The sequence below is a fragment of the Vibrio sp. 1402 genome (assembly GCF_033340275.1).
Genome location: NZ_JAWOWE010000001.1, coordinates 567,820 through 581,842, shown reverse-complemented (window position 1 = coordinate 581,842; position 14,023 = coordinate 567,820). Strand labels below are relative to the sequence as shown.

At 44.8% G+C, this 14,023-nt stretch carries 13 protein-coding genes; 6 read left to right on the top strand and 7 right to left on the bottom strand.

Features of this window, described 5'->3' with window-relative positions:
• The first annotated feature begins 109 nt into the window (after positions 1–109).
• Together R7044_RS02460 and R7044_RS02455 are read left to right on the top strand one after the other, a co-directional pair.
• Complete coding sequence (locus R7044_RS02460) at positions 110–469, top strand: DUF6559 family protein (RefSeq protein WP_005373833.1); 360 nt, start codon at positions 110–112, stop codon at positions 467–469.
• 137 nt (positions 470–606) lie between these two features.
• Positions 607–1,641 (top strand): ABC transporter substrate-binding protein, encoded by a 1,035-nt coding sequence (locus R7044_RS02455; protein WP_005373831.1) that lies wholly within the window; start codon positions 607–609, stop codon positions 1,639–1,641.
• A 106-nt stretch (positions 1,642–1,747) separates the two neighbouring features.
• Here the strand turns inward: R7044_RS02455 and tyrS are convergent, their stop codons facing one another.
• From tyrS to ppsA, 4 genes are all read right to left on the bottom strand, one after another.
• Positions 1,748–3,007, bottom strand: a complete 1,260-nt coding sequence (gene tyrS, locus R7044_RS02450) for a tyrosine--tRNA ligase (protein ID WP_005373828.1) — start codon at positions 3,005–3,007, stop codon at positions 1,748–1,750.
• Positions 3,008–3,089: 82 nt separating this feature from the next.
• Entirely contained in the window at positions 3,090–3,896 is an 807-nt protein-coding gene (locus tag R7044_RS02445; RefSeq protein ID WP_031778843.1) for a response regulator transcription factor, read from the bottom strand.
• Between the two features lie 193 nt (positions 3,897–4,089).
• A complete protein-coding gene (locus R7044_RS02440) occupies positions 4,090–4,869 on the bottom strand; it encodes a hypothetical protein (RefSeq protein WP_005373824.1) in 780 nt (259 codons plus the stop codon).
• Positions 4,870–5,039: 170 nt separating this feature from the next.
• Complete coding sequence (ppsA, locus tag R7044_RS02435) at positions 5,040–7,412, bottom strand: phosphoenolpyruvate synthase (RefSeq protein ID WP_005373822.1); 2,373 nt, start codon at positions 7,410–7,412, stop codon at positions 5,040–5,042.
• A 251-nt stretch (positions 7,413–7,663) separates the two neighbouring features.
• On the opposite strand from ppsA, the gene R7044_RS02430 reads away from it, so the two are divergent.
• On the top strand, positions 7,664–8,500 hold the full coding sequence (locus R7044_RS02430; RefSeq protein WP_005373820.1) for a pyruvate, water dikinase regulatory protein: 837 nt from the start codon (positions 7,664–7,666) through the stop codon (positions 8,498–8,500).
• 76 nt (positions 8,501–8,576) lie between these two features.
• Here R7044_RS02430 and ansB read toward each other — a convergent pair whose 3' ends face one another.
• Positions 8,577–9,641, bottom strand: coding sequence for an L-asparaginase 2 (gene ansB, locus R7044_RS02425; protein WP_115386508.1), 1,065 nt, complete (start codon positions 9,639–9,641; stop codon positions 8,577–8,579).
• Between the two features lie 370 nt (positions 9,642–10,011).
• Complete coding sequence (locus R7044_RS02420) at positions 10,012–11,268, bottom strand: adenylosuccinate synthase (protein WP_104973443.1); 1,257 nt, start codon at positions 11,266–11,268, stop codon at positions 10,012–10,014.
• 105 nt (positions 11,269–11,373) lie between these two features.
• Here R7044_RS02420 and R7044_RS02415 point away from each other — a divergent pair, with 105 nt between their 5' ends.
• From R7044_RS02415 to R7044_RS02405, 3 genes are all read left to right on the top strand, one after another.
• Positions 11,374–12,243, top strand: coding sequence for a LysR family transcriptional regulator (locus R7044_RS02415; RefSeq protein ID WP_005373812.1), 870 nt, complete (start codon positions 11,374–11,376; stop codon positions 12,241–12,243).
• 19 nt (positions 12,244–12,262) lie between these two features.
• Positions 12,263–12,655, top strand: a complete 393-nt coding sequence (locus R7044_RS02410) for a ribosome recycling factor family protein (protein WP_017819813.1) — start codon at positions 12,263–12,265, stop codon at positions 12,653–12,655.
• A gap of 77 nt (positions 12,656–12,732) precedes the next feature.
• Complete coding sequence (locus tag R7044_RS02405; RefSeq protein WP_017633575.1) at positions 12,733–13,347, top strand: LysE family translocator; 615 nt, start codon at positions 12,733–12,735, stop codon at positions 13,345–13,347.
• A 93-nt stretch (positions 13,348–13,440) separates the two neighbouring features.
• Here the strand turns inward: R7044_RS02405 and R7044_RS02400 are convergent, their stop codons facing one another.
• Positions 13,441–13,962: a DUF2058 domain-containing protein gene (locus R7044_RS02400; RefSeq protein WP_017633576.1), complete on the bottom strand. Its 522-nt coding sequence runs from the start codon at positions 13,960–13,962 to the stop codon at positions 13,441–13,443.
• Between the last annotated feature and the right edge of the window lie 61 nt (positions 13,963–14,023).

The window sequence follows — 14,023 nt, the reverse complement described above, 5'->3', positions numbered from 1 at the left end:
TGAACTCCATACTCTTTGAGCGCCGTGCTAAACCCTGACACTCTAGAGTATTGATGTGTGGTATACAAAACTTATTATTAATTATCAAAATATAAATAAGGACTTCAACATGTTGAGATTTATACAACGTCGCCGCATTAAGAAAGTGATTAAACTAATGAGTACCAGATTGGTGGTGGGATACGGCAGTCGTGAGTACTTTTCGGTTGGTCAGGTAAAGACGAGCACCAGCGAGTTAAGCGCGTGCCAACAAAAAATTGCGTTGGCGTTGTATGCGAATCCGCAAGATCTTGATTTGGAAAATCAACCAGAGTTGCAAGCCATCCGCTCTGATGTAGCGCATGACTTCTTCGCTGGTGTCGATTATACCGCTCAAGATGTGCTTAATTTACTCGGCTCTGGTGGCTGGAAAGGAGGTCGAATGGAAGATGGAATGTCTCATCATTTTGGTATGCACAGTCGCTATTAAAAACATGCGTTAATTTTATAAATTCGATAAATATTTTTGCTGTTAAAGATTAATTAAATTTTCTTTCAATTGGGTAACAATTACCTAATTATGCACCCGAATCCCAGCGCGTCGCTGGACTGGTTGGATTGCATACCATGAAATTAATCATCAAAGGATTGGGGCTGAGTGCTCTTGTGCTCAGCATGTTTGCTCATGCAGATAGCAAAACGTTGAACGTTTATGCATGGGGTGGCTATTTGCCGGAAGCATCGTTAAAAGCGTTTGAAAAACAAGAAGGCGTTACGATTAATTATTCGACCTTTGAGAATAATGAATCAATGTATACCAAGCTAAAATTGCTAAAAGGTTCTGGTTACGATGTGGTTTTTGCTTCTGCGTACTTCATTGAAAAAATGGGTCGAGAAGGACTGCTTTCGAAAATAGATCACGCTCAAGTGCCAAACATGCAAGACACAATGGACGGCTTACTTGGCCAAGCGCACGATCCGAAAAATGATTACTCATTGCCTTATATTTGGGGCATTACCGGGATCAGCTACAATGAATCCATGGTTGAGCAACCAGTGACAAAATGGGCTGACTTATGGGAGTCACAATACGAACAACAAGTCATGCTGATTGATGACGTTCGCGATGTGTTCGGTATGGCGCTGAAGAAAAATGGCCATAGTGTGAACACCAAAGACGAAGCAGAAATCAAACAGGCTTTCGATTCTTTAGTGGCACTGAAAAATAACGTATTGCTGTACAACTCAGATGCACCTCAAGTCCCTTACGTGTCCGGTGAAACATCGGTCGGCATGCAATGGAACGGCAACGCATTCCAAGGGCAGGTTGAAATGCCTGAGCTGAAGTTCGTGATGCCGGAAGAGGGCGCGGTATTGTGGATGGACAACTTCACTATTCCGTCTGGCAGTAAAAACAAAGCATTGGCGCATAAATTTATTAACTTTATGTACCAATCAGAGAACCAAGCGGAAATCGTGACCAGTTTGGGTTATGCGTCGGCAACAAACGCTGGGCGTGACAAATTGCCAGAAGAGTTGAAAAACAACCGTACTATTTTCCCTTCATCAGAAGACATGAAAAAAGGCGAGTTCATTAATGATGTTGGCGCAGAAACGTTAGCGATTTACGAAAAGTACTGGCAACGTTTAAGAACGCAATAAGCGACGTCTTTACCTATTTTTAGGCTTAAAATCGTTCAAATTTGGATTCCCCTCATCACGAAAGTGGTGAGGGGAATTTTTTACAGGCTTTGTACTGCGAGTGTTACTACGCGGCACGCTTTACGAGGCAGAAGTGCTTTTTACCGCGTTGCAGTAACCAGTATTGATCGAACAGTGGGAAGCTCAAACTTGGGTTATCAGCCGACACTTTTTCACCGTTTACACTAATGGCGTTGTTGCTGATGTGTTCGCGTGCAACACGCTTCGAACTTGCTAAACCCGACTCAACCAACAGCTCAACCAAATCTTGTTGTGCGCTCTCAATGCTTGGTAAACCATCCAACTCCAATTGTTTTAATTCACCCAAACTCAGTTGTTGCACATTACCGCTGAATAAAGCTTGAGTGATGCGCTCGGCGCTAGCTAGGCCTTCTTCGCCATGAACAAATCGCGTCATTTCCTCAGCGAGAATACGTTGTGCTTGCGGTTTACCTTGGCTTGTTTGGTCTTGCGCCTCAATGCTGGCAATTTCTTCGCAGCTCAAGAACGTGTAGTAACGCAGGAAGTGGTAAACGTCGGCGTCTTCTGCGCCAAGCCAGAACTGGTAGAACGCGTAAGGAGAGGTTTTGCTAGGATCTAGCCATACTGCGCCGCCTTCGGTTTTGCCAAATTTGGTACCATCGGATTTGGTGATCAGCGGCAGAGTTAAGCCAAATACTTGCTCACCATTTTGACGGCGAGTTAAATCGATCCCGCTGACGATGTTTCCCCATTGGTCATTGCCACCGATTTGCAAACGGCAACCGTATCGACGGTTTAGCTCGGCAAAATCGTACGATTGCAGTAGGGCGTAGCTAAATTCGGTGAAGGAGATACCTTGGTCAGGTCGTTGCAGGCGTTGTTTTACCGAGTCTCGGTTGACCATAGTATTGATCGAGAAGTGCTTACCCACATCGCGGAAGAAGTCGATCACATTGATCGCTTTCATCCAGTCAGCGTTGTTCACCATGATCATCGGCTTGGTCAGTTGGAGGTTCATCAACTGCTGAATTTGATTAGAAAGATCGTTAACCCAGCCTGAGACGATTTCCTCTGAGTTCAGACTGCGCTCAGTCGCTTTAAAGCTTGGGTCGCCAATCATGCCCGTTGCACCGCCAATCAAGGCAACAGCTTGGTGTCCGGCATCTTGAAAGCGCTTAAGCATAATCAAAGGCACGAGGTGGCCGATATGCAAGCTGCCAGCTGTAGGATCGAAGCCGCAGTAAACGGTTTGTGGCTGTGAGAGAAGTGTCTGAATTTCTTCCAAATCGCTGGCTTGTGCAATCAAGCCACGATCTTGTAAATCTTGCAGTAATGGTGTTGTCATTCTTTTTGTCTGTTTTAGTGGTTGTTACATTCAGACTAAAACGCGACACCTTTTCTCGATATATCCCTTAAGGGACAGTTTTTTATCTTGAATGGAGAATGAGGTGATTGAGGAAAAGCTGGAATAACTCACTCAATGAAGACACATTTAATTGCGAGTAAATTCGCTTTCGATGATTTTTGACCGTGCCTTGAACTAAGTGTAACCGCGCGGCAATTTCTTTGGTGTCAAACCCTTGAGCGAGAAGCGAAGCCACCTCTTGTTCGCGACGGGTGAGTGATTCTACGCCAAACGTTGCTAAAGCTTGCTCAATGGCTAATCGCATACTGCCAGAATAAGCACTCTGTGCAAAAACAGGCTCAGAAAAGGTAAATTCCGTTTGTTTCCAATGCTGCTGACAAAGCGACTGAATTATCGGGAAATAGGGCTTTAGCTTATTGATTTGTGGCTGAGAAAAGTATTTTCCATCAGTCATATATCCGAAGTACAGCATGACCCAACGGCCAGATTCAACTTCGACTAGCATGCTAAGCTCGTCTTTCCACCCTGTTTGATGATAGAACTGCTCGCAGTATGAGGTGAAGTCAACGCCTTTACGCGCCACGTCTTTGAGCGTAAATACGCCTTGTTGCTTTGTCTCGTTTAGTTTGAGAAAAAAAGGGTCATTTTGAAATGAGTCAGTAAGGTAGCGTTGAAAAAGTAACTCTCGCTCGTTCTCAATTGAGTCGTAGAGATAAATAGGATGTTTACCTTCTCGGTAACCTAAAATAACTGCGCAATCAAAATGAAAAAGAGTGCGAATGACACGCATAAGTTTAGGAGTAAAGTTAGGCGTGTTAAGAGCAGAAATTGCTTCTGCTAGCAGATTATTAAAGTTATTGTCAGGCATGGGATACCGAATTGCAGGTGGTTTTGCGCAAGCATAACCAAAAGCAATCCAACGAGAAAGGGAAGTCGCCATCTTCTGGTGACTTCCATAGAGAAAGTTGCGTAAGTGCTCAGTTTTGAGGAATCATATCCCCGTTAACTTATTGATAAGGGTGCATAACAACGGTTTTATTTAAGCGATTAGTTGCTATGCATTACTGCGAGTTAGTGAGCTCTTCGTTAACCCAATATTTAGAACCAGACACGTTAGCATCGATGAGCAAACCTTTAGCGTTCAACTGATAGACGGCGACGCCGCTGTTAAATTGTTTTGAAAGTTGCTCTGAATCTTCGCCCGCAACAGCAGAGGCTTCACTTGTGGCCTCCCATCCTTCGTTGACGAACGTATCAAAGTCTTCTTTGCTCTCAAACAGAACCACTTGTTGGTAAAATTTGCCGCCAGCCCCAAGTGCAACGCCCAAACCAAACATATTCATATAAGTGCGTTCTTCTGTTTCCTTATTCACTGCGACTCCTGACCCTGAGTTGGTGTGAAACAGCAAAGATAATTTACGAGAATCAAAGACCGCGTAGCCGTACGCGTTGTCGTAAATAGCTTTTGCCTCCGGCTTTTCATTAAATAACTTGAGCAAAGCGCTATCTGCCATTAAGTCCACGGCTTGGCGAGCTTCTTCTGGCGTATCGCCTTCCATCAGCTCATCAATTTTTTTGTCGGCAGCATCTATCCATTCTTTGCTTTTCTCGATGCTGGCTTCCGTCCATTCGCCTGCGGTATTGATCGCTTCCTCGGACCAGTTCGTGAAATCTTGCCACGCTTGTTTTGAAAACGCTTTGGTGTCGTCCCAAGCATCTTGTGCAGTATCAGAAACTGCGTCGCCAAGCTCAGACATTTTATTGGAAATTTCATCCCAATCGGCATAAGCAGGGGATGCCAGGAGCATCAATGTAGTAAGGAGTGCGATAGGCTTTTTCATCAAATTCTCTCTGGAGTTATCGATATACCATTCATTTTAGGTCATCAGACTTTGATAATGAAATTGACTAAATGACGAACTTGAGAGAGGAATCACGAACTGATTGTGAAATGACGTGTGAATAACAAAGCCCTCACAAGGGGAGTGTGAGGGCTAGAGTTTATCGTGTGTTACTTGCTGCTAACTTTACCGAGTTTTAACCAAGTATCGATAACCGTATCTGGGTTTAGTGATACAGAGCTAATACCTTGATCCATTAGCCATTCCGCTAAGTCGTCGTGGTCTGATGGGCCTTGACCACAAATACCAACGTATTTGCCTGCTTTTGTTGCCGCATCAATCGCCATTTGAAGCATCACCTTAACCGCTGGGTTGCGCTCATCAAATAGATGTGCGACATCGCCAGAGTCACGGTCAAGACCAAGCGTTAGCTGAGTCATGTCGTTTGAGCCAATCGAGAAGCCATCAAAGTACTTCAAGAACTCATCGGCAAGGACCGCGTTGGATGGCAGTTCGCACATCATGATGACTTTAAGACCCTGATCGCCACGGCGCAGATCAAACTTCGCTAGCAAATCAATCACTGATGCTGCTTCGCTTGGTGTACGAACAAATGGGATCATGATTTCAACGTTTTTCAGACCCATTTCGTTACGAACGCGTTTGATTGCTTGAGTTTCTAGCTCGAAGCAGTCTTCAAACACTGGAGAAATGTAACGAGACGCGCCACGGAAGCCAAGCATTGGGTTTTCTTCATGCGGTTCGTATGCTTTACCGCCAACCAAGTTGCTGTATTCGTTAGACTTAAAGTCAGACATACGAACAATAACGCGTTTCGGCCAAAATGCCGCAGCAATGGTTGCGATACCTTCTGTCAGCTTGCTTACGTAGAAATCGATAGGATCTTTGTAACCACGAATACGCTGAGTGATTTCTGCTTTTAGCTCATCGCTTTGTGCATCAAAGTTAAGTAATGCTTTCGGGTGGATACCAATCATCTTATTGATGATGAATTCAAGACGAGCAAGACCAACACCTTCATTTGGAATTTGTGCGAAGTCAAACGCGCGATCAGGGTTACCCACGTTCATCATCACTTTTGTTGGTAGCAGTGGCAGTTCATCAACAGAAGAGCGTTTTACGTCAAACTCAAGTTCACCTTGGTAAACGTAGCCCGTTTCACCTTCTGAACAAGATACGGTCACGGTTGCGCCATCGGTTAACTTGCTTGTCGCATCGCCACAGCCAACGATTGCAGGAATACCAAGCTCACGAGCGATGATGGCAGCGTGGCAAGTACGGCCACCACGGTTGGTTACGATTGCAGATGCTTTTTTCATCACTGGTTCCCAATCTGGGTCAGTCATGTCTGTAACTAGCACGTCACCTTCTTGGACTAAAGACATTTGGTCCAGAGAGTCAACCAAGCGAACCACGCCTTTACCGATGCGCTGACCGATTGCACGACCTTCAACCAAAACATCCGCTTTGTTTTGTAGCTCGTAGCGCTCAATCACGTTTTGTTCCGTTTGTGAACATACGGTTTCAGGACGCGCTTGAACAATGTACAGCTTGCCATCAATGCCATCTTTTGCCCATTCAATGTCCATTGGACGCTGATAGTGCTTTTCGATGATCATTGCTTGTTTTGCGAGCTCTTTGATCTCGTCGTCGTTCAATGAGAACGTGTTGCGCTCTTCATCAGAAGTATCAACGATATCAACTTGTTTGCCGATTTCTTGGTTATCTGAGTAGATCATTTTGATCAACTTAGAACCAAATGTTTTCTTAACGATTGGGTGTTCGCCTGCTTCAAGCATTGGCTTGTGAACGTAGAACTCGTCAGGGTTTACTGCACCTTGAACGACCATCTCGCCTAGACCCCATGAAGAGGTGATGAAGACAACTTGGTCGAAACCCGATTCAGTGTCTAGTGTAAACATAACACCCGACGAGGCTTTATCTGAACGCACCATACGTTGGATACCCGCAGATAGCGAGATGCCACGGTGGTCGAACCCTTGGTGAACGCGGTAAGAAATCGCACGGTCGTTAAATAGAGAAGCGTAAACGTGCTTAGTTGCTTCTAGTACTGCGTCGATGCCTTTCACGTTCAAAAACGTTTCTTGCTGACCAGCAAAAGAAGCATCAGGTAGGTCTTCTGCCGTAGCAGATGAACGAACTGCGACTGAAAGCTCAGGATTGCCTTCGATCAGTTCTTGGTAATTTTCACGAATTTCTTGTTCAAGGTCCGCAGGGAAAGGGGCCTCTAATACCCATTGACGAATGTTTGCACCTGTCTTACGCAGAGCTTCTACATCTTCAACGTCTAGTTCATCGAGTAATTGGTGAATACGCTCATCCAAACCTTCGTGGTCAAGGAATTGGTTAAACGCGTATGAGGTTGTCGCAAAACCATTTGGTACAGAAACGCCTGCGTTTGCTAGGTTAGAAACCATTTCGCCAAGTGAAGCATTCTTACCGCCGACTTTGTCGACATCATCCATGGATAGGCCATTGAACCAGAGGGTGTTCTTTTGCATGTCTTTCTCCAGAAACATTGCAGCTTAGTAGGGGGACTTAAATCGATCTAAACAATCGCATGTTGGCTGTTATTACACGTTGACCATACATTGCTTCATTTAGATTGATATCAAAGGCAAACGATTACGTTCTGGCTGAAAAAAATTCAAAAGAATTTTTAAAGCTGTGGTGAACCTAACTGAAAGCCAAACTGATTTATTAATATTATGTGTACCATCCTACTCAAAAGATTTTGAAAAATTAAACAGAAATGCAAATAAATAACCAAAGTCGTGATGTGTTCTATGTTTCTGACGGTACGGCGATAACATGTGAGACATTAGGGCATGTTGTTCTCGGTCAATTTCCGTTCATTCCTAACGAAAAAACCTTTCCGTTTGTAGAAAGCCAGGACAAAGCTACTGACGTAGTCAAAGAAATTGAAACTTCCTACCAGCGCAATGGCGTCAAACCTCTGGTCTTTTTCTCAATTGTCGTTCCAGAAGTACGTGAAATGCTGCTTGAAGCGCCAGCATACAGTTACGATGTGTTGGAGAGTATTGTGCAGAAAGTGCAAGACGACATTCAGATGGCACCAAAGCCTAAGTTGCAGCGTTCTCGCAGCGTGGGGAAAGATTCCGACACCTATTTTGACCGTATTGCGGCTATTGAATACACATTGGCGCATGATGATGGCATTACGCTAAAAGGGTTGGAGCAAGCTGATATTATCTTACTTGGCGTGTCGCGCAGTGGAAAAACGCCGACTAGCTTGTACATGGCGATGCAATTTGGTTTACGTGTTGTGAACTATCCGTTCATTGCGGAAGATGTGAAGATGATGCGTTTGTTGCCTGAATTTGAGATCCATCGTCATAAGTTGTTTGGGCTGACGATCGATCCCGAGCGCTTGACTGAAATCCGTGAGAATCGTTTGTCTGGAAGTGATTACGCTAGCACAGAGCAGTGCAAGCTGGAGCTAGACACTGTTGAGGCGTTGTTTAGAAGAGAGGCGATCCCATATATCAATACGTCCTCTCTGTCTGTTGAGGAAATTACTACGCGTATTCTGGAAAAAGCAGGAATGAAGCGTCGCTTGTTTGGCTAACAAGAGACGCTCATGTCGCTATGTGTAAGAGGAGGTAAGGTGTGTACCTCCTCTATCGAATGAACCTTAGACAGAATTAATAGTATTGGAACATCTTTTGGATGTCTTGATAGTTTTTGGTCTGAGTCAGTGACAGCATCAGTAAGATACGTGCTTTTTGTGGGTTCAATGTACCAGCGGCAACAAAGCCGTATTTTTCGTCATCAATTTCAGCATCCAAAGTGGTTGAGCCGCTAGGCGTTCGGGAGCTTCTTACAACAACAACGCCATCTTTACTCGCTTTCTCTAGCTCATCAAACACAGTGTGGTACAAGTTACCATTACCGACACCAGCACTTACGATGCCGTCAAACTTCGCATCCACAAAGGCTTTCACTGGCAAATTGGAGGCATTTGCATAGTTATAAACAATACCGACCTTAGGCAACTTAGTAAGCTTTGATACATCGAATGGGGTTTCTGTCGTATGTTTACGCTCTGGGCTTCGTTGATATTTGGCATCGCTATTATGAATGTAGCCGATAGCACCAAAGTTGGGTGACTGGAAAGTGCTGACGGAGGTTGTATTGGTTTTTGTCACATCTCGCGCATCGAAAATCGTGTCATTCATTGCGACTAGCACGCCACGTCCTTCTGAATCTTCATCGGTGGCTGTTACGACTGCATTGTATAAGTTGACTGGTCCATCAGCACTCATTGCGGTGGAAGGACGCATTGCACCAACGATCACGACAGGCTTTTTGCTCTTGACGGTCAGATCAAGGAAGTAAGCGGTTTCCTCTAACGTATCCGTACCATGAGTAATGACGATGCCGTCAACATCATCTTGAGCGAGTAGCTCATTAACTCTTTTCGATAATTTTAGCCACACTTCATCATTCATATCTTGTGAACCGATACTGACCACTTGCTCTCCAGAAATATCGGCAATCTTGGTCATACTCGGCACCGCAGAAATCAATGATTCAACGCCGACTTTACCTGCTGTGTAGTTTGACTCGGTTGCAGATTGACCTGCGCCTGCTATGGTGCCGCCAGTGGCAAGAATTTTAATGTTCGGAAGATCGGATTGCGCGAAAGACAAAGAACTAAGGCACAAACCAAGGGTTATCGTACTGAGGCGGAAAAGATTTTTCGTCATGGGAATCACCTGCTGTTAGGTTGGATGTTGGGGAACTCATCTATCCTAAAAACAGCGGGTTAGATTTTTTGAGTACTAGTTCAACAAATTGCAGATGAAGATCGTGATCAACTAATCACTTAAAGAATATCAAATCAACCAGTTAACCTAATTGACGTGCTTCTTTAACAAGTGAGATGTGCTAGTAACGTGCACAACGTGTTAAGTCCTATAATTTATTGATTTGTAAATAAAGGAGGTAGGGGGCTCGTGATGAGGTTATTAAACATGAATTTAGCCGTGCAATTTTCCAAAGTTTACAGTGTAAAAAAAAGCGGCTTTACCCCGGAACAGATAAAAGCCGCTTGCCAATGATGTGTTAATTCACATCTTATCGCATAATCATTTGTTCACGACCAGGACCCACAGACACCATTTTTACTGGTACGCCCATGAGTTCCTCAATGCGTAGAACGTATTTCTGTGCTGCTACTGGAAGCTCTTCAAACTTACGACAACCTGTGATGTCCTCGCTCCAGCTTTCCATCTTCTCGTAGATTGGCGCAAGAGAGGCAGTTTGAGGCCAGATTGGGTTTTCGCTGTGGTCGCCTTCGTAGCCAACACAGATTTTCAGATCGTTAAGGCCAGTCAAACAGTCTACTTTCGTTAGTGCAATTTCAGTTGCGGCTTGCAGTTCAACGCCATTCTTCGTAGCGACTGCGTCGAAGTAGCCCATGTCGCGTGGACGACCCGTAGTTGCACCGAACTCGCCAGCAAGTTCGCGGAAAGCGTCTTGCTCTTCCATTGCAGTGATCAACGTACCAGTACCCACTGATGAGCTGAAGGCTTTTGCAACCGCAATAACGCGTTCAGGACGAAGTGCCGGAAGGCCACTACCGATACCCGCGTACATTGATACAACGTTAGAAGATGTTGTCCAAGGGTACTCACCGTAAACAAGGTCACGACCCGCACCAAGCTGTGCTTCGAACAATAGAGTTTTGTCTTTCGCTTGTAGTTCTTTTAGAGGAAGCGTTACGTTGCAAATTGAATCGCGCCAAGGTGCAGACACTTCTAGCAACCAGTTCGCCATTTCTTCAGCGGTTTGTTCGAACTCGAACGTCGGGTAAAGCGCACGCAGTTGCGGCAGTTTCCAATCCATCATGAATTGAAGGCGTTCAACCAATACTTCTGGTTGCTTCAACCAACCAACTAGGATGCCTTTCTTCATTACGCGGTCACCGTACGCAGGTGCAATACCTTGACGAGTTGAACCGTATGCTTTGTCGCCTAAACGTTGTTCTTCTAGCGTATCTTCTAGTGCGTGTAGAGGTAGACACAGTGTTGCGCGATCAGAGATGCACATATTCACTTTTACGCCCGCTTCTTCAACTTCCGCAATCTCCTGAGACAGCAACGCAGGGCTGATAACCATACCCGGACCTAACACTGCCAAACAATCTGGGTTGAATACGCCACTTGGTAGCTGGTGCAGCTTAAACGTACCTAGATCGTTAACCACGGTGTGACCCGCGTTGTTACCACCTTGGAAACGAATGCTCGCAGAAGCTTGCTCTGCCAAAAAGTCAACGATGCGGCCTTTGCCTTCATCACCCCAGTTTGCACCCACAACAACGATAGACGACATAATTTAATCTCCAAAAACAGATGCAAAAATCTTAAGACGTTCGCCATAATAAGAGAAATTAATTATACTCATTAACTTGATAAGAATTTCATATCGGAATTGGCAATGTTAGATTTGAACTGGCTGCGAACCTTCGTAACTCTTGCTGAGGTAAAACATTTCGGCAAAACAGCGACGGAACTGCACATGACGCAGCCGAACGTAAGTTTGCATATCAAGCAGTTGGAGCAAGCCACGCGCACGAAATTGATTGAGCGAAATCCCGTGCAGTTGACGCAAGCGGGGAAGCGTTTGTTAGCTACGGCGCAGCGGATGCTCAATGAGCTGCAAATTTGTCAGTCAGATCTCAATGCCATCAACGATCTTACGCAGGGGACGCTTTCTATTGCGGCGAGCGATATTGTTTCACGTTTACTGCTTATCAAACCATTTCAGCAATTCAAAAGTGAATATCCGGGGATCGACTTGGCATTGTTCAACACCACATCTTCTCAAGCGGTGGATTTGGTGAAAAGTGCGCGTGCCGATATCGGCTTTGTTATCGCACAAAAAGAGAGTCAACCGCTGCATTTTACGCCTCTCACGCAGATTCACTGGTGTGCGTTTGGCGATAACATTTTTGAGTGGCAAGACAATCGAAAAGAGAGCCAGACGCTGATTCTACTAGGGCACGATACTCGAACCCGAGAGCTGATTGATGCGTCTTTACCTGAGCTAAATCTGCCTAAGCATCGCGTGATGGAAGTGGGCAGTGTGGAAGCACAAATCGACTGGGCGGAAGCGGGGTTTGGGACTGCTATTGTGCCGGATTTTTCGCTCGATCCGAGATTAAAACTTTCTCGAGAAGTTACGCCTTTGCCAAGTTTTCCAAACACTGATTTTGGCTACATCGTGCGTCAAAATCAGGTGTTATCCAAAGCGGCAAAACAGTTGCTGGCTTGGGTTGGCGAGAATGTGTCGGTGGTTGAGGGCTAAGACGATGAAAGAAAAGGCCATGAAAGAGACGAAGATTACGATTTCGCTCCCATCCTTGATTCACCGTATTGGGGGCGACCATGCCAAGCGAGCGAAAACACTCGCAGCAGAAAAACAGTGCGATCTTAAGCGAATTAGACGATCTCGTCACTGGCAAATCTCGGGCGAGGCTTTGGATGTAAAAGCGTTTTTAGAGCATCTCAAAAACGAAGAAGCAGAGACGATGCGATTTGCGATCAACAAAATCGAACAAGCTCTACTTGCTCACCAAGACAAATTGGAACCTTTGGACGTGAAGTTGATACGTTTGGTGAGACAAAACCCAAACATCACCTTAGCGGAGCTGATGGCTGAAACGAACTGCACGTTAGTTCAAGCTCGCACGGCACGATTTGATGCTGAGTTGCTTTAAGATCGGTTTGTGGTTTACTCACTTTATTAACCGATGTTAGGGTACCGATCAAAATCACTCACTAAGACCATTTTATTATGGATATTTGGCAGCTTCTCCTTTTTATTCCAGCTTGCTTCGCTCTAAATATGGCTCCAGGCCCAAACAATTTATTGGCAATGAATAATGCGCGTTGTTACGGCTTTAGGGCCGCGTTTACGGCCAGTTTAGGCAGAATTGCTGCTTTTTCAGCGATGATTGCGTTGTCTGCATCAGGTCTGGCTGTGATTTTGTATACGTCAGAAATGCTATTTTTGGCAATAAAGTTGGTAGGGGCGCTGTATCTACTATGGATTGCGTTCAACCTTTGGCGCTCAGAGTCCAGCCCGATCTCTGACTTGGACAATTCGCGCAACTACGCAGGACTGGCGAAACAAGAATTTACGCTCGCTGCTGGCAACCCGAAAGCGATTCTTATTTTTACTGCATTCTTGCCGCAATTTGTTGATGCCAATGCCAACGTTCAAGAGCAGTTTTTTGCCCTTGGCTCCACGTTTTTGATATTAGAAATGGTCGCCATTTCAATCTATGCCATCTTTGGTTTGTACTTGAGACACTGGTTTTCAAACCCCAAAATGGCGAAACGTTTCAATCGCGGATGTTCGTTGTTTTTAGCCGCATCAGGTGCGAATTTGCTACTAAGTAAGCAATAACAACACATCATCTCTGTAGATTATTTTTCTATAAAAAAAGCCGCTGATGTAACATCAGCGGCTTTTTTCGTTGATGCATCGATTAATTTATTGTTACCACATCAAATCGTCAGGCACGACGAAATCTGCGTATGGATCGTCTTCTGCTGGAATGTCCGATTCAGGTTCTTTTTGTTCGATGATGACGGACTCATCACGTTGAGCAATTTTATTCGCTACTCCACGTGGAATGACAACATAGCTTTCACCAACAATTGCGATTGCCAAAATACCTTTGATCAACTGCTCGCGGATAAGTGAATCTACATAAAGTGATTTCACTAGCGTACCGTGAGTGAAGTTGTATTTGATGTCGCCATCTTTTAAGTCGATCTTGTTCATCTCAATCAATTGATTGATCTGCGCTTTGATCTCTTTATTTAATCGCTCAGCATTTTGTTGCTCGCTCAATTGTTTATCACGCTCTAACTGTTGGCGTTTATTCTCTTCAACCGCCGCTTTTACTTCGCGTGCTTGAACGCGTGATTTTTTAGAGCCTTTCTTCGCTTTCTTTAGTTTCTTTTCATTAACTAAGCCAGCTTTCAGCATTTGTTCTTGAAGGGTAAGTTTTGCCATGTTTTATCCAGTTAGTGCGCAATTTTGGGCATTTTACCCACTATTGCCACTTGTAGTAAAT